The organism is Actinospongiicola halichondriae, from assembly GCF_049103745.1.
In the GTDB taxonomy this organism is placed as follows: Bacteria; Actinomycetota; Acidimicrobiia; order Acidimicrobiales; family Salinilacustritrichaceae; genus Salinilacustrithrix; species Salinilacustrithrix halichondriae.
In genome coordinates, this window is the sequence record NZ_CP171622.1 from 3,060,965 (window position 1) to 3,081,655 (window position 20,691).

The window sequence follows — 20,691 nt, forward strand, 5'->3', positions numbered from 1 at the left end:
CACCATGGAATCGCTGGTTGACGGGGGACCCCGGACGATCGTGGGTGTCGATCGGCCGGTCGGGCCCCTCGCCTTCGGGTGCTGGCGCTTCACCCACGGCGACGTCGGCCATGCTCGACAGGTACTCGAGGCAGCGATCGACGCCGGCATGGTCCTCGTCGACACTGCAGACGTCTACGGCCTCGACTGGGGTGGTGCCGGCTTCGGCGCCAACGAGTCGCTGCTCGGCCGGGTGTTGCGCGAGGCCCCGCACCTGCGGGACCGGATCGTCGTCGCCACCAAGGGCGGCATCGCTCCCCCGGTGCCCTACGACTCGTCGCCCGCTGGACTCCGGGGCGCGTGCGAGGCGTCGCTGCGTCGCCTCGGGGTCGAGACCATCGACCTCTACCAGGTGCACCGGCCCGACCTGTTCGTCCATCCTTCGGCCCTCGCCGACACCCTCCTGATGCTCCGCGACGAGGGCAAGATCGCCGCCATCGGGGTGTCGAACCACACCGCGTCGCAGCACGCTGCGCTGGAGGCACACCTCGGCGAACCGTTGGCCACCAGCCAACCGGAGTTCTCCGTCCAGGAACTCGCGCCGGTACGCGACGGCGTGTTCGACCACTGCATGCGCACGGGGACCCAGCCACTCGCCTGGTCACCACTCGCCGGCGGCGCACTCGCCACCGGCGTCGGAGCACGTCCGGACGTCGTGACCGTCCTCGACCGCATCGCCGAACGCGAATCCGTCGGCCGCGCCGACGTGGCGTTGGCATTCGTTCTCGCCCATCCGTCCCGCCCGATCGCGGTGGTCGGGTCCCAGGACCCGGCTCGCCTCGCCACCGCCACCACGGCGACCAGCGTGCACCTCGACCGCACCGACCTCTACGAACTCGTCGTCGCCTCCGAAGGGAGACCCCTGCCGTGAGCCGTCCCACCGTGCCGGAGGTCTCGTGGTTCGGCGCGCTCTGCGACGACGACTACGAGTTCCTCGGTGTGTCCGACCCGACACTCCGGTCGTCGTGGCCACACTGCCGAGACATCACCCTCGCTGCCGATCGCCACGGGTACGACAACCTGCTGCTCCCGTCGGGCTATGCGCTCGGCATCGACTCGGTGGCGTTCGCCAGTGCCGTCGCTCCACTGCTGGAGTCGATGCGACTCCTCGTCGCCGTCCGTTGCGGTGAGCTCGTCGTCGCCCAACTCGCTCGTCAACTCGCCACGCTCGACCACCTGTTGGGAGGGCGGCTGACCATCAACATCATCAGCTCCGACCTCCCGGGCGAGACGATGCCGAGCGGACCCCGCTACCAGCGCACCCGCGAGCACATGGCCGTCCTGCGGACGCTCCTCCGCGGCGAGGCCGTCGACTTCCACGGCGAGTTCGTCGAATTGACGATCGATGCGCCGCGCATCGCGCGGGACGCAGGAGGATGCCCACCCTTCTACTTCGGTGGCTTCTCGCCCGACGCGAAGCAGACCGCAGCCGAGCAGGCCGATGTGTTCCTCACGTGGCCCGACACGGTCGCCTCGGTCGGCGACACCGTGACCGAGATGACCACCTTGGCGGCGGCGGAGGACCGCACCCTGCGTTTCGGGCTGCGGACGCATGTGATCGTGCGCGAGACCGAGGGCGCTGCCATGGACGCCGCCCGTTCCCTCGTGTCCCGACTCGACGACGAGATCGGTGCCTCGATCCGAGCCAAGTCGCTCGACACCACGTCGGCCGGCGTCGGGCGTCAGACCGAGTTGCGGGCGACCGCCGACGACGACGGCTTCGCCGAGGCGAACCTCTGGACCGGGATCGGGCGGGCGCGCTCGGGTGCCGGTGCTGCGATCGTGGGCGATCCCGACCAGGTGCGGGCCAAGCTCGACGACTACCGGGCCGTCGGCATCGACGCCTTCATCCTCTCGGGCTATCCACATCTGGCCGAGTGCGAGCGCTTCGCCCGCCTCGTCCTGGACGACTTCCCGCACGCACCCCTCAGCCGCTGAAGCGCCCGGGCCCGACGTGATCGCAACGTGCCGATCGGCACGTTCGGTGTCGTTTCCGTACGCCAACGTGCCGATCGGCACGGAACGAACGGGGGGCGCCGGCGGTCTCAGGTCCCGACGACCCCGTCGCGGAAGTGGCGCCGGCACAGGAGTTCGTAGGTGACGACGTCGCCGAAGAGCGGTTTCTCGTCCGGCGACGACGTGTCGCCGACGACGATGGTGTCGCCTTCACGGACCAATGCCCCGTTGACCAGACGCGCGTTGTTGGTCGCTCGCTCGCCGCACCAACAGCGCGCCTCGACGTGGAGCTCGACCCGCTCGTCGGCGATCTCGAACATGCGTCGGGTCCCGTCGAAGAGCACACCGCGGAAGTCGGTGAGGAGTCCGAACGCGTACACGTCGACGTCGAGGTCGTCCGCGATCCTCGCCAGCTGGTCGACCTGGTCGACCTCGTAGAACTGGACCTCGTCGCAGACCAGGTAGTCGAGTCGGCCGTGCTCGTCGACGAAGCTCCGAGCGAGCTCGAGGAGGTCCAGGTCCGGCGTGACCTCGATGGCCTGCACCGAGACGCCGAGCCGACTCGAGACCCGGGCGCCCTCCCGGTCGAAGAGGGACAGCAGCATCCCCTGGCGCGACCGCTTCGACAGGTTGTGGTGGATCTGGAGCGCGAGCGTGCTCTTGCCCGAGCTCATGGTCCCGTACGAGAAGCGGAGCAGGCCCATGCGACGTGTCAGGCGGGGGACGCCACGAAGACCGGGATCAACCGGTCGGTGTTCTCCTGGTACTCGGCGTACGAGGGGTAGACCGCGACGGCTCGCTCCCACCACTGGGCCCGTTCGTCGCCGGCGACCTCGCGGGCCACGGCGTCGAAGGGAGCCGGACCGTCCTGGATCATGAGCGCCGTCGGGTCCGCCTTGATGTTGTGATACCAGCCGGGGTTCTGCGGCGCGCCGCCGACGGACGCGACCAACGCGTACTCACCCTCGTGTTCGACCCGCATGAGCGCGAGCTTCCGGATCTTCCCCGACCGGTGTCCACGGGTGGTGACGATGATGATCGGGATCCCGGTGTCCCACAGCGTGTTCGCCTCGGCCCCGCCGGATCGCTCGTAGGCATCGACCTGTTCACGCACCCAGTCCCAGGCGCTCGGTTCGTACTCGCCGTCCAGAGTCATGACCGCACCCTAGGCAGCGCGGCTCGATGACGATCTGCGTACGGTGTGGTCATGCGGGTCCTCATCTGCGACGACGAGCCGAACATCCGACTGCTCTACCGCATGGAGTTCGAGGAGAGCGGCGCCGAGGTCACCGAGGCGGTCGACGGCGACGACTGCATCGAACGGGTCACCGACGTCTGCCCGGACCTGATCATCCTGGACCTGTTCATGCCCAACCGCGACGGGCTTTCCGCACTGCCCGAGCTCAAGCGGCGCTGCCCCGATTCCCGGGTGCTGGTCGTGAGCGCACACGCCGCCGAGGACACCTTCACCCGCAGTCGAGCCCGTGGGGCCACCGCGTGTTTCGAGAAGGTGAGCTTCGCCAGCCGCATCCCCCGCCTCGTCGAGCGGTACGGCGGGGCTGCGTGACCGACAGCCGATGAGGCTGCGCAGACGCCCACTCCCCGACGACGCCGAGGAACTGATCGCCCGCGAGGTCGTGCACTGGCGACACCTCGATGCCGACGAACGAGAAGCCTTGCTCGGCATCACCGAATGGCTGCTCCGACACAAGACCTGGGAGGCGGCCCGGGGGTTCGCGCTCGACGACACCATCCGGGTGGTGATCGCCGCACAGGCCGCGTTGTTGATCCTGGGGCTGTCGACCGACCACTACCACCTGGTGACGAGCATCATTGTCCACCCGGCCGGCATGACCACCCACGGCGAGCGGGCCGGGCTGGCGCGCGGCACGGTCACCGACTCGATCCTCCCGATCCACGGTCTCGCCCAGGACCGTCGAGGCCCGGTGCTCATCTCCTGGAATCAGGCGATCGCCGGCGCCCGCCATCCGGAGTGGGGCCACAACGTCGTCCTCCATGAATTCGCGCACAAGATCGACATGCTCGACGGCATCATCGACGGGACGCCTCCGCTCGCGCGGCCCGACCGGCGCCGCTGGGTCGACGTGTGCACGGAGGTCTACGAGTCCGTCCGGGCGGGCGAACCCCGTCCGCCGTTGCGGGCCTACGGCGGCACCAATCCCGCGGAGTTCTTCGCGGTCGCGACCGAGGCGTTCTTCGACCGCGCCGTCGACCTGAGCGAGGCCGAACCCGACCTCTACGACGTGCTCCGGGCGTTCTACGTCCAGGACCCCGCGGCCCGGTGCACTCGCGCCTGAGCGACGGTCGTCCATGATGGCGACATGACGTCACCCCTCGTCGACGCCCTGGACCTCCGACCGCACCCGGAAGGCGGTTGGTTCCGCGAGGTGTGGCGATCGGGAGTCGAGGTCGAGACGTCGGACGGGCACGTCCGAGCGACGGCGACGTCGATCCACTTCCTCCTCCACGCCGAGGAGTCATCGGCATGGCATCGCGTTGCGTCGGACGAGATCTGGATCGCGCACGTGGGCACCGTGACCATCGAACTCGGGGGGCACGAAGCCACTCCCGACCCGGAGGCGCGGGCCACCGTCGGCACCGATGTCGCGGCCGGACAGGTGCTGCAGTTCATCGTCCCGGCCGGAGCATGGCAACGCACGCTCCCCGGCTCCGACGACGCCCTCGTCAGCTGCGTCGTCTCGCCCGGCTTCGACTTCGAGGACTTCGAACTCCTGGACTGACCGGTCCGCGAACGGGGTCTCAGCGAACGGGGTCGCCGTGGAGGAGTTTCTTGTGGGCGGCGATGACCGTTCGGTCCTTCGCCGCCAACGACGCGGCGAGCTCCACCGCTCGGTCGAGCACGGCGTCGTCGGTCGCGAGCTCGTGGACGATCCCGGCGGCGAGTGCTTCGGGGCCGCTGTACCGCTTGCCGGTCAACGATGCCTCGGCGAGCGTCGTGCGGGGCAGGTGCGTGTCGAGGGTGGCGAACATGACGTCGGTCAGCGGCAGCCCGAGGTCGACCTCCGGGATGCACCAATAGCCGCGGTCCTCCCGCATCACGCGGAAGTCGTGGGCGACGGCGAGCATGGCTCCCCCGGCGAAGGCGTGGCCGTTGACGGCGGCGACGGTGATCAGGTCGAGGTGGGTCACGCGCTGGAGGACCCGATGGACGTCGTCGAGGAACGTCGGATCGTTGCGACCGTCGTCCGAACCCATCCAGTCGAGGTCCAGACCGTTCGAGAAGAACTTGCCGACGCCCACCGTGACCAGAGCGACGGGTCCCTGCGTCGCGGCGACCTCGTCGAGCGCTGCATGGATCGCATCGACGCTGCTCCGGTTGAAGCGGTTCTCTCCCTCGTCGAGGCGGAGGACACGGACGTCGCCGCGGGTTTCGAGATCGATCATGAGGTGCTCCCGTTCCGGTCTGGTCGGCCAGAGCATGACCGATCCTCGACATTCCCGGCGAGCGCGCCCGGCCGCTAGTTTCGCTGTCATGCCGAAGGTCAAGATCTTCCACAACCCCAACTGAACGTCTTCCAAGAACGCCCTGGCGGTCGCCGAGGCAAAGGGAATCGACGTCGACGTCGTGCTCTACATGAAGAACCCGCCCGATCGGGCCGAGTTGCAGTCGATCGTCGACGCACTCGAGGACCCGCCGGGTGATCTGGTGCGCAAGGACGCCCAGTTCAAGAAGCTCGACCTCGACCCGGACGACTACACCGAGGCGGACGCCGTGATCGACCTCCTCGTCGAGCACCCACGGCTGCTCCAACGCCCGGTGATCGTCTCCGGATCGAAGGCGATCATCGGCCGGCCGACCAGTCGGGTCGAAGAACTGCTCTAGACGCTCGTATCGTCGGGCCATGGAGCCCGCCGCCACGATCGACCTCGATCACCGCTTCGCCGACGCCCTGCCCGACCTCGCGGTCGAGTGGGCGGCAGCACCGGTACCGACCCCGTCCTTGGTCGCGTACAACCCTGCGCTCGCCGCCGAACTCGGTCTCGACGACGGCTGGCTCCGATCGCCCGAGGGTGTCGCAGTGCTGGCCGGGAACGCCGTCCCCGAGGGAGCGAAGCCGGTGGCCATGGGCTACGCCGGCCACCAGTTCGGGAACTACTCGCCACGTCTCGGAGACGGGCGGGCGTTGCTGCTCGGCGAGGTCACCGCGCCCGACGGTCGTGTGCTGGACCTCCACCTCAAGGGGTCGGGCCGGACGCCGTATGCGCGCGGCGGCGACGGCCGGGCCACCCTCGGGCCGATGCTCCGCGAGTTCCTGGTGTCGGAGGCGATGCACGCGCTCGGCATCCCCACCACACGGAGTCTGGCCGTGGTCACGACCGGACAGACCGTGGCCCGATCACGCCCGGAGCCGGGAGCCGTCCTCACGCGTGTCGCTGCCAGCCACCTCCGCGTCGGGACGTTCGAGTACGCACGCTGGCTCTACGGCGGACATGCACTCGTACCGCTGATCGATCACGCCGTCGAACGACACGTCGCCCCGGGCGACGACGCCTCCCCAGCGATGGCGCTGCTCCGTCACACCGTGGAGGTCCAGGCAGAGCTGGTCGCCCGTTGGATGCTCGTGGGCTTCGTCCACGGCGTCCTGAACACCGACAACGTCACGATCTCGGGCGAGGGCATCGACTACGGGCCGTGTGCATTCATGGACGCCTTCGACCCGGCCACGGTGTTCAGTTCGATCGACCACGCCGGCCGGTACGCCTACGGCAACCAGCCGGCGATCGCCCAGTGGAACCTGACCCGTCTGGCCGAGTCGTTGCTGCCGGCGATCGACGACGACCGCGACACTGCGGTCGCGCTCGCGACCGGCGCGCTCGAGCAGTTCGTCGACCGCTACCAGGGGGCGTGGTCACACGGCATGGCGGCGAAGCTCGGCGTGGACCCGGACCAGGCTGGGAACAGCGACCTGTTCGACGGCCTCGTCTCGCTCCAGACCCGGTCGCGCGCCGACCACACCTCGACCTATCGGGCCCTGGCGGACGAACTCCGGGGCGATCCGACCGCACTCGCAGCGCTGTTCCCTGGGCACGGACCCGAGGTCGAGGCGTGGTCGGCGACGTGGCGATCTGCCCTCGGCGCGCAGGATCCGGCTGCCGTCGCCGACGCGATGGACCGGGTGAATCCGGTGTACATCCCCCGCAACCACCTCGTCGAGGCGGCGCTCGACGACGCGGCCGTCGGCGGCGATCTCACGTCGTTCGAGCGCCTCCTCGACCTCGTGACCGACCCGTATGTGGAGCGGGCTGGTCACGAGACCGAGGCTCGGCCTGCCCCCGACGGCTTCGACGCCGGGTATCAGACCTTCTGCGGGACCTGATCCGAGGTCAGCGGAGGTCGAACCGGTCGAGGTTCATGACCTTGTCCCACGCAGCGACGAAGTCCGCCACGAACTTGTCCTTCGCGTCGTCCGCTGCGTACACCTCCGAGATGGCCCGGAGCTGCGAGTTCGACCCGAAGATCAGGTCGTAGCGAGAGGCGGTCCACCGGACGTCGCCGGTGGAGCGGTCCCGACCCTCGAACACGTTGTCGGTGTCGTCGGTCGACTTCCACTCGGTCCCGAGATCGAGCAGGTTCACGAAGAAGTCGTTCGTGAGCGTGCCCGCCCGGTCCGTGAACACTCCGCGGTCCGAGCCGTCGGCATTGGCGCCCAGGGCGCGCATGCCACCGACGAGGACCGTCATCTCCGGAGCACTCAACGACAGGAGCTGCGAGCGATCGACGAGGAGTTCCTCGGCGGTCTGCACGTGGCCCTTGCCGAGGAAGTTCCGGAAGCCGTCGGCCGTGGGCTCGAGCGGGGCGAACGAGTCGGCGTCGGTCTGCTCCTCGCTCGCATCGGTCCGACCGGGAGCGAACGGGACCGTGATGTCGACGCCGGCATCCTTGGCCGCGGCCTCGACCGCGGCACAGCCGCCGAGGACGATCAGGTCGGCGAGCGACACCGTCTTGCCCGACTGATTGAAGTCGGCTCGGACGCCCTCGAGCGTGTCGAGGACCCGGCGCAGCTCGGGCGGGTTGTTGACCTCCCACTCGTTCTGCGGCGCGAGGCGGATGCGGGCACCGTTGGCGCCGCCCCGCTTGTCGCTGTTGCGGAACGTGGACGCCGACGCCCACGCCGTCCTCACGAGGTCGGCGATGCCGAGACCCGACTCGAGAACCTTGGCCTTCAGCGTCGCGATGTCACCGTCGTCGATCAGCTCGTGGTCGACCGCGGGGACCGGGTCCTGCCAGAGCAGGTCCTCGGCGGGGACCTCGGGGCCGAGGTAGCGGTCCTTGGGCCCCATGTCGCGATGGGTGAGCTTGAACCACGCCCGGGCGAAGACGTCGGCGAACTCGTCGGGGTTCTCGTGGAACCGACGCGAGATCGGCTCGTACACCGGGTCCATGCGCAGCGCCATGTCGGCCGTCGACATCATCGGCGCGTGGGTCCGCGACGGGTCGTGCGCGTCGGGGACGGTGCCCTTGGCCTCGGGGTTGGTCGGCGTCCACTGCTTGGCGCCGGCCGGGCTCTCGGTGAGCTCCCAGTCGTAGCCGAACAGCGTGTCGAAGTACGTGTTGTCCCAGGTGGTCGGCGTCGCCGTCCACGCGCCCTCGAGTCCGCTGGTCGTCGTGTCGACGCCCTTGCCCGAGCCGAGGTCGTTCTTCCAACCCAGGCCCATCTGCTCGATGGGAGCCGCCTCCGGCTCCGGGCCCACGAGGTCCGGGTCGCCGGCACCGTGGGTCTTGCCGAAGGTGTGGCCGCCGGCGATCAGCGCCACGGTCTCCTCGTCGTCCATGGCCATGCGGGCGAACGTCTCGCGGATGTCTCGCGCCGAGGCGAGCGGGTCGGGGTCCCCGTTGGGGCCCTCCGGGTTGACGTAGATCAGGCCCATCTGGACCGCGCCGAGCGGGTTCTCGAGCTCGCGGTCGCCGTGGTAGCGCTCGTCGCCGAGCCACTCGGTCTCGGGACCCCAGTAGATGTCGTCCTCGGGCGCCCAGACGTCTTCACGGCCGCCGGCGAAGCCGAAGGTCTCGAAGCCCATCGTCTCCAGCGCGACGTTGCCGGTCAGGACCATGAGGTCGGCCCAGGAGATCTTGCGTCCGTACTTGCGCTTGATCGGCAGCAGCAACGCTCGGGCCTTGTCGAGGTTGCCGTTGTCGGGCCAGCTGTTGAGCGGCGCGAAGCGCTGGGTGCCGGTGCTGGCTCCCCCGCGCCCGTCCTCGATGCGGTAGGTGCCGGCACTGTGCCAGGCCATGCGGATGAAGAGCGGTCCGTAGTGGCCGTAGTCGGCTGGCCACCACTCCTGGGAGTCGGTCATCAAGGCGGCGAGGTCCTGCTTCAGCGCCTCGAGGTCGAGCGAAGCGAACTCGGCCGCGTAGTCGAAGTCCTCGCCCATCGGGTCCGAGGCCGGGTGGTTCTGGTGCAGGATCCGCAGGTTCAGCTGGTTGGGCCACCAGTGCTGGTTCGCCGTCGATCCGACGGCGGTGTGGGTTGCGTGGGGCCCGTGCATGACGGGGCACCCCTTCTCGGTGTCGTTGATGTCCCAGACCTGTTCGTCGGCCATGGCGCTCGCTCCTCGGTGGTGGTGGTGATGGTGTGGTGGTGGTGGGTCAGTGGTGACGGCAACTGGGGCAGTGGCCCCAGTAGATGACTTCGGCCTCGTCGATCGCGAAGCCGTGGTCGTCGTCGGCCGTGAGGCACGGGACCTCGCCGACGGCACAGTCGATGTCGAAGGTCTTCCCGCAGCCTCGACAGATCAGGTGGTGGTGGTTGTCGCCGACACGGTCCTCGTAGCGCGCTGCCGATCCGGCGGGCTGGATCCGGCGGATCAGGCCCTTGTCGACGAGGACGCCGAGCGAGTCGTACACCGCCTGTCGGGAGATCGACCCGATGAGGGTCCGCACCTCCTCGGCGACATCGTCGGCCGTGGCGTGGGGGCTCGACCCGACCGCTCGCATGATCGCCAGCCTCTGGGCGGTCACCTGCACGCCGTGCGCACGCAGTCGGGCTTCGGGGGTGTCTGCGTCGGCGGTGGCGGGCACCGGTCCATCATGGGCCATGATTCCGTACTTTGTCAAGAGTTTGATCGTGTCCGGTTTCGGTGTGGCGTCGCATCTCGGACGCGATGACCGAGACGAGCGCATTCGGGACCTTGGTCCCTTCCATCGGGGACCTACGGCTCCTGATCTGTCGGTGTGGCACACGCACGATGGGCGGAGCCCCCGTCTCGGGGGCCTCACCGCCCGCGAGGGCCGAGCAAGGAGCACCCTGTCGATGACCTCGACTCCGACCGCCACACCACCGCCGACCGACCCTCCCCCGCCGTCCCGACGTGGCGACTTCGGTCTGGCCGTGGTGACGATCGCCGCCACGTTGGGGCTCGTGTTCAGCGTCGTGGCGATGGTGTCCGACGACGACGGGGGCGGAGGTGGCGCCGGCGCCGGCGCCGGCGCGGTGACCGTGTCCTTGACCGAGTTCGCCCTCGGCCCCGACGCGCTCACCGTCGAGGAGGGCGGCACGCTGTCCGTCTTCAACGACGGCGGTCAGACACACAACCTGCGCGTCGCCGACACCGACCTCATCACGCCCGACCTCCTCGGTGGCGAGTCCGCCGACCTCGACGTGTCGTCGCTGGCTCCGGGTGAGTACGAGCTGTTCTGCGAGATCGCCGGTCACAAGGACGCCGGGATGACCGGGACACTCGTCGTCGGTGGCGACGGGGTCGCCGCCGACGGAACCGACCACGGCACCGATGCCGACTGGGCCGCCCTCGACGAGGCGATGATGAGTTCGATGCGGGCGTTCCCCGCCGAGACCGAGGGCACGGGCAACCTGCCGCTCGAACCGACCATCACCGCCGACGGCGCGAAGCGTTTCGATCTCACGGCGTCGATCGTCAAGTGGGAGGTCGAGCCGGGCAAGTTCGTCGACGCCTGGGCCTACAACGGCATGGTCCCCGGTCCGTGGATCAAGGTCGAGGTCGGCGACCTCGTCCAGGTCCACATCCAGAACGACCTGCCGATGGGCACCGACATCCACTGGCACGGCATCAGGACGCCCAACGACATGGACGGCGTCGCACCGATCACCCAGGACCTGGTGCGGTCGGGCGAGGACTTCCTCTACGAGTTCACGGCCGAACGCAAGGCCGTCGGGATGTACCACGCCCATCATCACGGACAGATGCAGGTCCCGAACGGGCTACTGGGTGTGATCCAGATCGGTGACGTCGACCTCCCACGCGGTCGCACGATCAGCGGGACCGAGATCCCCGCCGATCTGGAGATCGCTCAGGAGATCCCGATGGTGCTCAACGACGCCGGGACCATCGGCCTGTCACTCAACGGCAAGAGCTTCCCCGCCACGGCGCCCTATGCGGTGGAGAACGGCGACTGGATCCTCGTCCACTATCTCAACGAGGGCCTGCAATCCCATCCGATGCACCAACATCAGTTCCCGCAGTTGGTGGTGGCCAAGGACGGGATCCCGCTGGACAACCCGTATTTCGCCGACACCGTGAACGTGGCCCCTGGTGAGCGCTACTCGGTCCTCCTCAACGCCGACGACCCCGGGACGTGGGTGTGGCACTGCCACATCCTCAACCACGTGGAACGCGACGAAGGGATGTTCGGGATGGTGACCGCACTGGTGGTCACCTGAGCGGACGAGATGATCAGCTGTCGCCTCGACGGGTCCCGCGACTGCGGCGCTCGTCGAGGCGGGCGGCGAACGCGGCCACCTCGGTGCGGCGGCTCATCCCCATCTTCGACAGAAGGTTGGAGACGTAGTTCTTGATCGTCTTCTCGGCGAGGAACATCTCCTCGCCGATCTGTCGGTTGGTGAGGCCGTCACCGATGTAGCCGAGGATCCGCTGCTCCTGCGGGGTGAGCATCGACAGTTCGTCCTCGGGTTCCTCACGGAGCCGGGCGAGGACTCGAGCGGTCACGGACGGATCGAGCAGGGACTCCCCTGCCGCGACCCGACGAACGGCGTCGACGAGGTCGTTGCCGCGTACCTGCTTGAGGACGAAGCCGGCGGCGCCCGCCATGATCGCGGCGAAGAGCGCCTCGTCGTCGGCGAACGACGTGAGCATCAGGCACCCGATCTCCGGACGCTGCGACCGGATCTCGCGACAGACCTCGACGCCGTCGCCGTCGGGCAGCTGGACGTCGAGGACGGCGACGTCGGGATTGGTCGCCGGGATGCGGCCCAGCGCGATCTCCGCAGTGTCGGCCTCGCCGACCACCACGATGTCCTCCTCGGCCTCGAGGAGCTCGCGCACGCCACGGCGGACCACCTCGTGGTCGTCGAGCAGGAACACGCTGATCGTCATGGCGTCATTGTGCCGCGGGGCGCAAGCGCTCCGCCGTGGGCGTTCGTAGGCTGGGGTGATGTCCGTCGTCGGCCCGCGTCGCCTCCACGAACTCCTCGACGCCGTCGTCGCCGTGGGGTCCGGTCTCGACCTGCCCACGACCCTCCGCCAGATCACGACAGCGGCGACCACGCTCGTCGACGCGAAGTACGGCGCGCTGGGGGTCCTCGACGAGTCGGGCGACCGTCTGTCCGAGTTCATCACCGTCGGGATCGATGCCGAGGCCCACACGGCCATCGGCTCGCTCCCCGAGGGCCACGGCATCCTCGGTGTCCTCATCGTCGACGCGAAGCCGCTCCGTCTGCCGGACCTCAAGGAGCACCCCGACTCGCACGGCTTCCCGCCGCACCACCCCGACATGCGCTCGTTCCTCGGTGTCCCGATCAGGATCCGTGACGAGGTCTTCGGGAACCTCTACCTCACGGAGAAGCAGTCCGACGAGGTGTTCAGCGACATCGACGAGGAGCTGGTCGTGGGCCTCGCCGCAGCTGCGGCCGTGGCGATCGAGAACGCGCGACTGCACGCGCGTGTCTCGAACCACGCGCTGTCGGAGGAGCGTGAGCGCATCGCCCGCGACCTCCACGACACCGTCATCCAACGGCTTTTCGCGACGGGTCTTTCACTCCAGGGAACGATCTCGCTCGTCGATCGCGAACCGGCGACAGCGAAGGAGCGGATCGAGACCGCGATCGACGACCTCGACGACACGGTCAAGAAGATCCGGACGTCGATCTTCGCCCTCGAGTCGACCCGCCGGGTGCGCGAGGGGATCCGGGACCGGGTCCTCGGGTTGTGCCGCGACGCGACCGGCCCGCTCGGCTTCGAGCCCCAGGTCACGTTCAGCGGCCCGATCGACGCGGTGGTCGACGATGCTGCCAGCGCAGACATCACGGCGACGCTCCAGGAGTCACTCAGCAACGTCGCACAGCACGCCCGCGCGACCTCGGTCCACGTCGAACTCCGCGTCGACGACGGCGAACTCACACTCACCGTCACCGACGACGGCGTCGGTCCACCTTCCGACGTCGAGCACACCGGCCACGGTCTCCGGAACATGGCCGGGCGGGCGGAGGATCATGGCGGTCGTTTTCATCTCGGCCCGGGCTCAGGCCGTGGGACGACCGTGGTCTGGGCGATTCCCCTGGCCGGGGGGCGGTAGTTCTCGCCCGCTGATCATCTCCGTCGAGATGGCGACGACATCGCCACCCGACGGCGCCCAGTGCGCGAGCGGCAGCGACTCCACGCGCCGGAGGTCGTCATCGTCGACGATGACGCGTGAGGTTCCGGTGACGACCACGCTCCAACCCGAATGGTCGATGGGGTCGAAGTCGTCGACCTCGAAGGCGACGACCGATCCACGGAGCGCTGCGGACAACTTCGACCCGTGTCCCGTGCGGACCAGGATCCGATCGCCGTCGAGCAGGAAGTTGACCGGGAGGACGACGGGCAACGCCCGAGAACTGATCCCGACTCGGCCGATGGTCACGCGCTCCAGGCGGCGGAGACTCTCGGTTCGATCGAGCACGCGCAGCCCGTTGCGGTCGAAGTCCACGGGCCCATCCTCCACCTCACCGCGCGCTGGGACGAGGGCCGAAGGTCCTGTCGCGCCGAACCGGAACGAGTGGGACCTTCGACCCTGGCCGAACCGAATGGATCCTGCGACCATGCAGGCATGGAGCGCCCAATCGCCACGGAGGTCGTCGCGCAGGTGTCGCTCCCTCGCGTCCAGGCGATCATCGACCGCGACCCTGGCATCGCATTCGGGTCCGTGGTCGGCAGCGGACCCTCGTGCCGGTTCCGGACCACGATCACCGTGGAGGGCCCCGGCGGGGTCTCCATGAGCCACCCCATCGAGATCGAGGCGCGCACCAGCCGCTCGGAAGACACCGGCTCAACGCTCGAGTTCGCATGGTCGCCCAGTGGCGGCGGCGAAGCGTTGCTGCCCACCTTCTCGGGCCGACTCGAACTCGTCCCGGCCGGACCGCCGGCCACCACGTTCCGACTCGACGGCGACTACCAGATCCCGTTGGGTGCGCTCGGACGCTTCGGTGACGGCGTCATCGGTCATCGGATCGCCCGTCAGTCCGTGCGGGGCCTCCTCGAGGCCATCGTCGGACGCATCGAGCGAGAGTCCCTGGACCATTCGCGCCGAGCCCCGACGATCCCCGCTCCCCATGCCCCCGACCTCCGCAGGTCGCCGAGATCGGAGTCACCGATCGGATGACCACCTCCTCCGCCCGGAGCCACCTCGTCTTCGGTGATGACGGATCGCCCGGAGCCGATGTCGCGTGGCTCTGGATCACCTGCCAACAATGGCCCGGATGGCGGATGACCGTCCTCCGCGCCGATCCGCCGCCACTCGGCACGACCGTCGATCCCGCGGAGGCCGGCGCCCACCCCGACGACCACGCCGGACGTCCGATCGTCTCCGATGCCGGCCTCGACTCCGTCGACTTCCAGGTCGCCGCGGCCGACCCACGCATCGCCCTCACCAGCGTGGCCGACACCGATCTCCTCGTCGTCGGAGACGCCACCAGTGGGATCGGTCGACGACGCATCGGGAGCACCACCGAGTGGCTGCTGCACGACCCACTCGCGCCCATGGTGCTCGCCCGACGTGGACGGCCGGTCCGCCGAGCGATGGTCTGTGCCGACGGGTCACGCCACGCCGCCGCAGCAGCTTCCGCTCTGGCCTCACTCCCGTGGAGCGCCGACCTCGCCGTCGAGGTCATCAGCATCGACGACGGGCGGAGCGACCCGGTGGCAGCGATCAGCGCGATCACCGAGCTGCTTCCGACCCGGACCGAGGTCGTTCGTTCGACCCGACGAGGATCGTCCCCGCACCGCGAGATCCTCGAGGCGGCCGAGCAGTCGGATCCCGACCTGATCGTTCTGGGAACCCATGGCCTCACCACGATGCGCCGCCTCACGTTCGGCTCCACTGCGAGCGCCATCGCTCGGCAGGCATCGTGCTCGGTGCTCGTCGCTCAACACACGAGGGTGGACGCATGAGCGAGCCCCGGTTCGATCCCCATGGGCTGATCCGCATGGAGGAGGCCGACTGCTGGGAGTTCCTGCGTCAGCAGCGCCTGGGGCGGATCGCCCTCTTCCAGTACCACCGACCCCTCATCTACCCGGTCAACTACGCGGTCGACGGCGAGTCCGTCGTCTTCCGGACGTCACGTGGGTCGAAGCTCACCGCCGCGGCCAACGAGCAGCCCGTCGCCTTCGAGGTCGACGCATTCGACGAACACCTCGAGCAGGGGACCAGCGTGATCGTCCACGGCGTGCTCACCGAGATCCGCGATCCGTCCGAACGTGGCGTCGCCGACCGTCTCGACGTACGCACCTGGGCTCCGGGCGACCGAGATCACGCGCTTCGGGTGCGTTCCCAGTGGATCACGGGACGACGCTTCCCGACACCGGTCGAGGCGGCCGCTGTTCCCGGAACACAACAGAACTGACCAGTCGATGGATCGGAGCAAGGAAATGGGAAGAATCGTCGTGGGCGTGGACGGGTCCGAGAACTCGGCCGCAGCCCTGGAGTGGGCCATCGGCGAGGCGCGGGTCCGCGGCGCGACCGTCGAGGCCGTGCTCGGTTGGCACGAGCCCATCATGGGCGGCACGGCAGCGGTCATGATCCCGGTCGACACCCGGGAATTCGAGGAGTCCTACCGGGCGCAGCTCGACAAGGCCGTCGACGCGGTCGTGGGTGGCATCGGGGACCTCGGCGGCGTGGAGATCGACCGGCAACTCGTCCACGCGCCCGCTGCCCGATCCCTCCTCGACGCTGCCGTCGACGCAGACCTCCTCGTGGTCGGCCGACGAGGGCATGGTGGGTTCCTCGGCCTGGTCCTCGGCAGCATCAGCCAGCAAGTGGTCTGGCACGCGCCTTGCCCGGTGGTCGTCGTCCCTGCACCAGGTTCCTGACATGCCGACGCCGACCGTGATCGTGCCCCTCGCGAGCGAACGCGACGCCGAACGGCTGCTGCCCGTGGCTCAGACGATCACGGATGCACTCGGCGCGACCATGAAGATCTCCCGCGTCGTCACCGACCTCGAGAGCCCTCGAACCGAGGAGCACCGCACCTGGATCGAGCCGCTGGCAACGGAGTACGGGGCCGAGATGCTCCTCGTCGAGTCGGACACGGTGGCATCAGGGCTGCGCTTCCTCCTGTCGGAACATCCCGGCGCCACCGTCTGCATGACGGTCGACGCCACCGGTGGACGCGTCGACGCCTGGCTCGGCTCCATCGTCATGGATGTCGTCGGAACCGGCCACGAGTCGTTCTTCCTGGTCGGGCCGTCGGTGCCGTCGACCCATGACGTACGCCGAGGACCGGTGGTGATCTGCGTCGACGGGTCGGACCTCTCGGAGTCGATGCTCCCAGAGGCCGCTGCGTGGGCAGCGACGACCACCTCGGTGGTCTGGCTGGTCCAGGTCGTGACCGGAGCCAAGCCCGACGTCGAGATCCCCGAGGCGGCCTACGTCCACCGGCTGGCTGGCTCGATCGACGTCGACGACGTGCAGTGGGAGGTCCTGCACGGCCCCGACCCCGCGGACGCGATCGTTGCGTTCGCCGATCGTCTGGGGGCCTCCTGCGTCGCCATGGCCACCCACGGGCGTGGGGGCCTCTCCCGCATCGCGGTCGGAAGCGTCGCCACTCGCGTGGCGCATCGTGCCCACTGCCCGGTGCTCGTCCGACGCCCGCCGAGCCCTTCCTGAACGTTCGACGGCCCCGCGTGGGACCATGCCCCCGGTGAACCCCATCGTCGACCGACTCGCAGGTTGGAGCTGGCGGCTGCTCGTGATCGCCGGCGCGGCCTTCGTGCTCGCGATGGCCGCTGCCCGACTCCGGTTCGTGCTCCTCCCGTTGGGCGTGGCGTTCCTGCTCGCCACCGTCCTCGTGCCACCTGCTCGATGGCTGGTCGCCCGCGGCCTCCGCCCGCTCCTCGCGACGTGGCTCACCGTCTTCGGCTTCCTCGGCGTGTTGGTCGGTGTGTCCTTCGCGGTCCTGCCCCCGGTCTTCGACCAGTTCAGCGATCTCTCTCCTGCCTTGAGCGAAGCCATCGACGACGGCGAAGCCTGGCTCGTCGACGGACCTCTCGGTCTCGACGAGAAGACGGTGGCCGACCTCCGCGAACGCCTCGAACAGTCCGGCGACGACGCACTCACCTCCGACGGCGCGCTGCTCGACGGCGCCATCGTCGCCGGCGAGGTCGTCGCCGGTGCGATCCTCACGCTCGTCATCTCGTTCTTCCTGGTGAAGGACGGTCCGCAGTTGCAGCAGTGGGCGCTCGGGCGGGTCCCGGAACGCCACCGAACCCGAGCTCGGCGCATGGGCGCCGCGGCCTGGTCGACGCTGGGCCACTATCTCGCCGGCGCGGCGACGCTCGGCGTCGTCGAAGGCGTCATCATCGGCATCGCGCTGTCTGTGACCGGCAGCGACGCGGCCGTCCCCGTGGCGGCGATCACCTTCCTCGCCGCCTTCTTCCCGTTCCTCGGCGCGCTCGTCGCAGGTGTCCTTGCCGTCGTGGTGTCGTTGGCCTCGAGCGGACCGGAGGCGGCGCTCGTCGTCGCGATCGTCGCGGTCGTCGTCCAACAGTTCGACAACGAGCTCCTCGCACCGTTGGTCTACGGACGGGCGCTGCATCTCCACCCCCTCGTGGTGATCCTCGCCGTCGCCGGCGGGGCCGCCGTCGGTGGCTTCCTGGGGGCATTCCTCGCTGTTCCCCTGACGGCGGTCGCCGTCAGCGTCGCGACGGCGGGAACGACCACGCAGAGCGATGTCGGGGCGGATCCGTGACCTTCGACCCTGGACCTCCGACCGATCTCCGGGAGACGATCACCCCATGACCGTCATCGTCGTCGTCATCCTTGCCTGGCTCCTCCTCGGCGCCCTCCTGGGCCTCTACGAGGCACGCCGCGGCCACTGGCGGTGGCTGTGGCTGCTCGGAGCCATCGGCGGACCGCTCGCCATCCCGCTGGCCCGCCAGATCGAACAGAACGAGCAGGGCGCCAGTCCGCTCTCGATGAGCGAGGCCTCGGGACGCGGGCCTGGTGGCATCCGCCTCCTGGTCGGCGTCGACGGTTCAGCCGAGTCGATCGAGGCCGCTCGTCGCGCCACCGACATCCTCGGCTCGCGGCTCGGCGCGTGCACCATCGCGTTCGTGACCGACTTCGAGACCCTCGAGGCCGTCCCCGGGCCCGTGGACGCCGACCACCCCGACCTCCAGGCCGAACGGGCGATCCTCCAGACCGCCACGTTCGAACTCGAACGCTGGTTGGGGTTCGCCCCTGCAGCGGTGCTCCTCGCCGGTGCTCCGGCCGAGGCGCTCAAGCGCCACGCCGGCACCGGCGACTTCGACCTGATCGCCATCGGGAGTCGCGGCAAGGGCCTCTCGAAGGCGCTGCTCGGATCATGCGCTTCCCGCCTGGTGAGCGGTGCGCCCGTGGCCACCCTGATCCTCCCGGCCAACGACCCCACCGCAACCTCCTGACCCGGGCCACCCACCGCTTCTGGGTGCGCGATCTGCCATCTGGCGTCCACTTCGTGCACCCAGAAGCGGGACTTGTGGCCCTATCGGTGGGGTCTCAGGCTGGTGGATGCTGGATCCATGGGAGACGCTGACCGCTCACTCGATCACCAGGGTCTCGAGGTCCTGCCGCCGGACGAGTGCTGGGAGTTGATCGCATCGACGCCCGTCGGCCGCATCTCGTTCGTCGACGAGGGTTCCCCGATGATCCTGCCCGTCAACCACGCCGTCGTCGGACATCGCGTGGTGTTCCGCACCGCCCGCGGCACGCTGCTCCACGAGGCGCTGATGGGACGGCCCGTCGCCTTCGAGGTCGACGGCTTCGACCAGTCCGAACGGACGGGGTGGAGCGTGGTGTTGCGAGGCCTGGCCACGCTCGCCGACGACGAGGACTCACTCGACGCACTCGGCCTCCACCCCTGGGCCAGCGCCGTCGAGCGGAACGACTGGGTGTCCGTGGTCCCCGAAGACGTCAGCGGGCGTCGGATCACCTGACCGGATCAGGACCAAGGGCCCTTCCGATGGCCTCGGACATGGAGGACAGTTGGCGCATGACCGAGACACGAACCGCATGGGCTGACGTCGCTGACCACTTGTCCGCCCTCTGCCTGAAGCTCAAGCTGCACGCCGAGGAGGAGTTGTCCGACGACGAGGTGCGAGCCAAGGCCGGCCTCGACCGACTCGCCGCCGTCCTCGACGAGACCGCCGAGGCGATCGAGGACGCCTACAAGGACGAAGCGGTCCGAGAGGACGCACGCGCGGTCGCCCGATCGTTCGCCCACGCGGTCGACTCCACCATGCGAAACGTCGGCCAACGGATGCGCAAGACCACCTGACCCGGCTGGCGCAGCCCTCAGAGGCAAACCCGATCCGGGGCGACCACGCAGCTCAGGACCGGACACCGGGACAGGACGACGCTCCGGGCCGTTCACCCGGACAGCAGAAGGCCCCACTCCGAGAAGTGGGGCCGGAACTGCTGTTTCGATGGTGGCGGGGGTTGGATTTGAACCAACGACCTTCGGGTTATGAGCCGTTGCGGGGGGTCCTGCTGCGTCCTGGCCAGTCCCGCTCGAAGGGTGTTTGTCCAGGTCAGAGCGCTGGCGAGTCCTGCTCAGTCCTGCTTGATCCTGCCCAGTCCCGCTCCGGGGATTTGACAGGAGATTGACACGGAGCATCCTCACGACGCCCAGAAGTCGACGTACCCACCGCACGCCCCGACGAGCCTCCCCGCCCGTCCGGGACGGTGGCCTGGGCAGAGAACTCCATCTCAGTCTTCCCCCTCATTAGGCCCGCCCTCTATTCGGGCAGGGTGGGACATTCCCGGCGCAGGAGGATGTTTGGCACCATGGTGGCCATGGATCTCGTCATCTTCTTCAGTCTCCCCATCATCATTCTTCTCGCGTTCTTCCTTCTTCCGAGGACCGCTAGCGGGAAGAAGGCCGTCGACTTCATTAGGGACCTCCAGTCGAAGGCCAATGAGAAGAATGCCGCCGCGGCAGCATCGGCATCGGCAGCGATGGCGACGCTCGTGTGCCCTCATTGCGGCGAGAAGGGGTCCGTGTCCTCCAGCGGAGCGACGGTCAAGGATGGCATCTCCGGCGGCAAGGCCACCGCCGCCGTATTCACCGGCGGGCTGTCCTTGCTCGGCACCGGGCTGAGCCGAAAGAAGGACGTGACGCGGCGATCCTGCGGCCTGTGCCAATCAAGCTGGGTGGTCGAGTAATCGCTCGACGGTCAACCTCCGTAGCGCGGTTCGACCCGACCTCG

25 protein-coding genes and 1 pseudogene are annotated in these 20,691 nt (G+C 69.0%); 19 read left to right on the forward strand and 7 right to left on the reverse strand.

The window, feature by feature from the left end; genetic code table 11:
• Window positions 1-4: 4 nt before the first annotated feature.
• A complete protein-coding gene (locus AB8619_RS15030; RefSeq protein WP_436793447.1) occupies window positions 5-910 on the forward strand; it encodes an aldo/keto reductase in 906 nt (301 codons plus the stop codon).
• On the forward strand, window positions 907-1,977 hold the full coding sequence (locus AB8619_RS15035; protein ID WP_436793448.1) for an LLM class flavin-dependent oxidoreductase: 1,071 nt from the start codon (window positions 907-909) through the stop codon (window positions 1,975-1,977). The genes AB8619_RS15030 and AB8619_RS15035 overlap by 4 nt, the downstream gene beginning before the upstream one ends.
• Window positions 1,978-2,084: 107 nt before the next feature.
• Here AB8619_RS15035 and AB8619_RS15040 read toward each other — a convergent pair whose 3' ends face one another.
• Entirely contained in the window at window positions 2,085-2,699 is a 615-nt protein-coding gene (locus tag AB8619_RS15040; protein ID WP_436793449.1) for a thymidine kinase, read from the reverse strand.
• An 8-nt stretch (window positions 2,700-2,707) separates the two neighbouring features.
• A complete protein-coding gene (locus AB8619_RS15045; protein WP_436793450.1) occupies window positions 2,708-3,151 on the reverse strand; it encodes a nitroreductase family deazaflavin-dependent oxidoreductase in 444 nt (147 codons plus the stop codon).
• Window positions 3,152-3,202: 51 nt separating this feature from the next.
• Here AB8619_RS15045 and AB8619_RS15050 point away from each other — a divergent pair, with 51 nt between their 5' ends.
• From AB8619_RS15050 to AB8619_RS15060, 3 genes are read left to right on the forward strand one after another with little or no spacing between them, the layout of a single operon-like run.
• Window positions 3,203-3,562 (forward strand): response regulator, encoded by a 360-nt coding sequence (locus AB8619_RS15050; protein WP_436793451.1) that lies wholly within the window; start codon window positions 3,203-3,205, stop codon window positions 3,560-3,562.
• Between the two features lie 10 nt (window positions 3,563-3,572).
• Window positions 3,573-4,313: a zinc-dependent peptidase gene (locus AB8619_RS15055; RefSeq protein WP_436793452.1), complete on the forward strand. Its 741-nt coding sequence runs from the start codon at window positions 3,573-3,575 to the stop codon at window positions 4,311-4,313.
• A 24-nt stretch (window positions 4,314-4,337) separates the two neighbouring features.
• Window positions 4,338-4,757: a cupin domain-containing protein gene (locus tag AB8619_RS15060; RefSeq protein WP_436793453.1), complete on the forward strand. Its 420-nt coding sequence runs from the start codon at window positions 4,338-4,340 to the stop codon at window positions 4,755-4,757.
• A 19-nt stretch (window positions 4,758-4,776) separates the two neighbouring features.
• On the opposite strand, the gene AB8619_RS15065 is transcribed toward AB8619_RS15060, so the two are convergent.
• Window positions 4,777-5,421, reverse strand: coding sequence for an enoyl-CoA hydratase/isomerase family protein (locus tag AB8619_RS15065; RefSeq protein WP_436793454.1), 645 nt, complete (start codon window positions 5,419-5,421; stop codon window positions 4,777-4,779).
• A 139-nt stretch (window positions 5,422-5,560) separates the two neighbouring features.
• Here AB8619_RS15065 and AB8619_RS15070 point away from each other — a divergent pair.
• Together AB8619_RS15070 and AB8619_RS15075 are read left to right on the forward strand one after the other, a co-directional pair.
• A pseudogene (locus tag AB8619_RS15070) lies at window positions 5,561-5,860 on the forward strand (arsenate reductase family protein); the annotation flags it as partial.
• A gap of 19 nt (window positions 5,861-5,879) precedes the next feature.
• Window positions 5,880-7,355 carry a protein adenylyltransferase SelO gene (locus tag AB8619_RS15075; RefSeq protein ID WP_436793455.1) on the forward strand — a complete coding sequence of 492 codons (1,476 nt, stop codon included), beginning with the start codon at window positions 5,880-5,882 and terminating at the stop codon, window positions 7,353-7,355.
• A 7-nt stretch (window positions 7,356-7,362) separates the two neighbouring features.
• Here the strand turns inward: AB8619_RS15075 and katG are convergent, their stop codons facing one another.
• Both katG and AB8619_RS15085 read right to left on the reverse strand, forming a co-directional pair.
• Complete coding sequence (gene katG, locus AB8619_RS15080) at window positions 7,363-9,579, reverse strand: catalase/peroxidase HPI (protein ID WP_436793456.1); 2,217 nt, start codon at window positions 9,577-9,579, stop codon at window positions 7,363-7,365.
• A gap of 46 nt (window positions 9,580-9,625) precedes the next feature.
• Complete coding sequence (locus tag AB8619_RS15085; protein WP_436793457.1) at window positions 9,626-10,057, reverse strand: Fur family transcriptional regulator; 432 nt, start codon at window positions 10,055-10,057, stop codon at window positions 9,626-9,628.
• A 232-nt stretch (window positions 10,058-10,289) separates the two neighbouring features.
• Between AB8619_RS15085 and AB8619_RS15090 the strand changes: the two genes are divergently transcribed.
• Window positions 10,290-11,675 carry a multicopper oxidase domain-containing protein gene (locus AB8619_RS15090; protein ID WP_436793458.1) on the forward strand — a complete coding sequence of 462 codons (1,386 nt, stop codon included), beginning with the start codon at window positions 10,290-10,292 and terminating at the stop codon, window positions 11,673-11,675.
• Between the two features lie 13 nt (window positions 11,676-11,688).
• Here AB8619_RS15090 and AB8619_RS15095 read toward each other — a convergent pair whose 3' ends face one another.
• A complete protein-coding gene (locus tag AB8619_RS15095) occupies window positions 11,689-12,348 on the reverse strand; it encodes a response regulator (RefSeq protein ID WP_436793459.1) in 660 nt (219 codons plus the stop codon).
• A gap of 58 nt (window positions 12,349-12,406) precedes the next feature.
• Between AB8619_RS15095 and AB8619_RS15100 the strand changes: the two genes are divergently transcribed.
• Window positions 12,407-13,546 (forward strand): GAF domain-containing protein, encoded by a 1,140-nt coding sequence (locus AB8619_RS15100; RefSeq protein WP_436793460.1) that lies wholly within the window; start codon window positions 12,407-12,409, stop codon window positions 13,544-13,546.
• Here the strand turns inward: AB8619_RS15100 and AB8619_RS15105 are convergent.
• Window positions 13,493-13,939 (reverse strand): pyridoxamine 5'-phosphate oxidase family protein, encoded by a 447-nt coding sequence (locus AB8619_RS15105; protein ID WP_436793461.1) that lies wholly within the window; start codon window positions 13,937-13,939, stop codon window positions 13,493-13,495. The genes AB8619_RS15100 and AB8619_RS15105 overlap by 54 nt on opposite strands.
• A gap of 120 nt (window positions 13,940-14,059) precedes the next feature.
• Between AB8619_RS15105 and AB8619_RS15110 the strand changes: the two genes are divergently transcribed.
• The 10 genes from AB8619_RS15110 (at window position 14,060) to AB8619_RS15155 (ending at window position 20,647) form a co-directional block, all read left to right on the forward strand.
• On the forward strand, window positions 14,060-14,611 hold the full coding sequence (locus tag AB8619_RS15110; RefSeq protein WP_436793462.1) for a hypothetical protein: 552 nt from the start codon (window positions 14,060-14,062) through the stop codon (window positions 14,609-14,611).
• The gene (locus AB8619_RS15115; RefSeq protein ID WP_436793463.1) at window positions 14,608-15,399 is read left to right on the forward strand and encodes a universal stress protein; all 792 of its coding nucleotides are present in this window, start codon (window positions 14,608-14,610) and stop codon (window positions 15,397-15,399) included. The genes AB8619_RS15110 and AB8619_RS15115 overlap by 4 nt, the downstream gene beginning before the upstream one ends.
• Window positions 15,396-15,851, forward strand: coding sequence for a pyridoxamine 5'-phosphate oxidase family protein (locus AB8619_RS15120; protein ID WP_436793464.1), 456 nt, complete (start codon window positions 15,396-15,398; stop codon window positions 15,849-15,851). The genes AB8619_RS15115 and AB8619_RS15120 overlap by 4 nt, the downstream gene beginning before the upstream one ends.
• A gap of 25 nt (window positions 15,852-15,876) precedes the next feature.
• Window positions 15,877-16,317: a universal stress protein gene (locus AB8619_RS15125; RefSeq protein WP_436793465.1), complete on the forward strand. Its 441-nt coding sequence runs from the start codon at window positions 15,877-15,879 to the stop codon at window positions 16,315-16,317.
• A 1-nt stretch (window position 16,318) separates the two neighbouring features.
• On the forward strand, window positions 16,319-17,113 hold the full coding sequence (locus tag AB8619_RS15130) for a universal stress protein (RefSeq protein ID WP_436793466.1): 795 nt from the start codon (window positions 16,319-16,321) through the stop codon (window positions 17,111-17,113).
• Window positions 17,114-17,147: 34 nt separating this feature from the next.
• On the forward strand, window positions 17,148-18,194 hold the full coding sequence (locus tag AB8619_RS15135) for an AI-2E family transporter (protein WP_436793467.1): 1,047 nt from the start codon (window positions 17,148-17,150) through the stop codon (window positions 18,192-18,194).
• Between the two features lie 46 nt (window positions 18,195-18,240).
• Window positions 18,241-18,888: a universal stress protein gene (locus AB8619_RS15140; protein WP_436793468.1), complete on the forward strand. Its 648-nt coding sequence runs from the start codon at window positions 18,241-18,243 to the stop codon at window positions 18,886-18,888.
• A 117-nt stretch (window positions 18,889-19,005) separates the two neighbouring features.
• Window positions 19,006-19,419, forward strand: coding sequence for a pyridoxamine 5'-phosphate oxidase family protein (locus AB8619_RS15145; protein ID WP_436793469.1), 414 nt, complete (start codon window positions 19,006-19,008; stop codon window positions 19,417-19,419).
• A gap of 56 nt (window positions 19,420-19,475) precedes the next feature.
• Window positions 19,476-19,760 carry a hypothetical protein gene (locus AB8619_RS15150; RefSeq protein WP_436793470.1) on the forward strand — a complete coding sequence of 95 codons (285 nt, stop codon included), beginning with the start codon at window positions 19,476-19,478 and terminating at the stop codon, window positions 19,758-19,760.
• A 518-nt stretch (window positions 19,761-20,278) separates the two neighbouring features.
• Window positions 20,279-20,647, forward strand: coding sequence for a hypothetical protein (locus AB8619_RS15155; RefSeq protein ID WP_436793471.1), 369 nt, complete (start codon window positions 20,279-20,281; stop codon window positions 20,645-20,647).
• The last annotated feature ends 44 nt before the right edge of the window (window positions 20,648-20,691 follow it).

What these genes read in the sequence shown, in the direction of transcription:
- AB8619_RS15030 (WP_436793447.1), top strand. Translation starts at nt 5, where the DNA reads ATGGAATCGCTGGTTGACGGGGGACCCCGGACGATCGTGGGTGTCGAT.
- AB8619_RS15040 (WP_436793449.1), bottom strand. Translation starts at nt 2,699, where the DNA reads ATGGGCCTGCTCCGCTTCTCGTACGGGACCATGAGCTCGGGCAAGAGC.
- AB8619_RS15045 (WP_436793450.1), bottom strand. Translation starts at nt 3,151, where the DNA reads ATGACTCTGGACGGCGAGTACGAACCGAGCGCCTGGGACTGGGTGCGT.
- AB8619_RS15050 (WP_436793451.1), top strand. Translation starts at nt 3,203, where the DNA reads ATGCGGGTCCTCATCTGCGACGACGAGCCGAACATCCGACTGCTCTAC.
- AB8619_RS15055 (WP_436793452.1), top strand. Translation starts at nt 3,573, where the DNA reads ATGAGGCTGCGCAGACGCCCACTCCCCGACGACGCCGAGGAACTGATC.
- AB8619_RS15060 (WP_436793453.1), top strand. Translation starts at nt 4,338, where the DNA reads ATGACGTCACCCCTCGTCGACGCCCTGGACCTCCGACCGCACCCGGAA.
- AB8619_RS15065 (WP_436793454.1), bottom strand. Translation starts at nt 5,421, where the DNA reads ATGATCGATCTCGAAACCCGCGGCGACGTCCGTGTCCTCCGCCTCGAC.
- AB8619_RS15075 (WP_436793455.1), top strand. Translation starts at nt 5,880, where the DNA reads ATGGAGCCCGCCGCCACGATCGACCTCGATCACCGCTTCGCCGACGCC.
- katG (WP_436793456.1), bottom strand. Translation starts at nt 9,579, where the DNA reads ATGGCCGACGAACAGGTCTGGGACATCAACGACACCGAGAAGGGGTGC.
- AB8619_RS15090 (WP_436793458.1), top strand. Translation starts at nt 10,290, where the DNA reads ATGACCTCGACTCCGACCGCCACACCACCGCCGACCGACCCTCCCCCG.
- AB8619_RS15095 (WP_436793459.1), bottom strand. Translation starts at nt 12,348, where the DNA reads ATGACGATCAGCGTGTTCCTGCTCGACGACCACGAGGTGGTCCGCCGT.
- AB8619_RS15100 (WP_436793460.1), top strand. Translation starts at nt 12,407, where the DNA reads ATGTCCGTCGTCGGCCCGCGTCGCCTCCACGAACTCCTCGACGCCGTC.
- AB8619_RS15110 (WP_436793462.1), top strand. Translation starts at nt 14,060, where the DNA reads ATGGAGCGCCCAATCGCCACGGAGGTCGTCGCGCAGGTGTCGCTCCCT.
- AB8619_RS15115 (WP_436793463.1), top strand. Translation starts at nt 14,608, where the DNA reads ATGACCACCTCCTCCGCCCGGAGCCACCTCGTCTTCGGTGATGACGGA.
- AB8619_RS15120 (WP_436793464.1), top strand. Translation starts at nt 15,396, where the DNA reads ATGAGCGAGCCCCGGTTCGATCCCCATGGGCTGATCCGCATGGAGGAG.
- AB8619_RS15125 (WP_436793465.1), top strand. Translation starts at nt 15,877, where the DNA reads ATGGGAAGAATCGTCGTGGGCGTGGACGGGTCCGAGAACTCGGCCGCA.
- AB8619_RS15130 (WP_436793466.1), top strand. Translation starts at nt 16,319, where the DNA reads ATGCCGACGCCGACCGTGATCGTGCCCCTCGCGAGCGAACGCGACGCC.
- AB8619_RS15140 (WP_436793468.1), top strand. Translation starts at nt 18,241, where the DNA reads ATGACCGTCATCGTCGTCGTCATCCTTGCCTGGCTCCTCCTCGGCGCC.
- AB8619_RS15145 (WP_436793469.1), top strand. Translation starts at nt 19,006, where the DNA reads ATGGGAGACGCTGACCGCTCACTCGATCACCAGGGTCTCGAGGTCCTG.
- AB8619_RS15150 (WP_436793470.1), top strand. Translation starts at nt 19,476, where the DNA reads ATGACCGAGACACGAACCGCATGGGCTGACGTCGCTGACCACTTGTCC.
- AB8619_RS15155 (WP_436793471.1), top strand. Translation starts at nt 20,279, where the DNA reads ATGGATCTCGTCATCTTCTTCAGTCTCCCCATCATCATTCTTCTCGCG.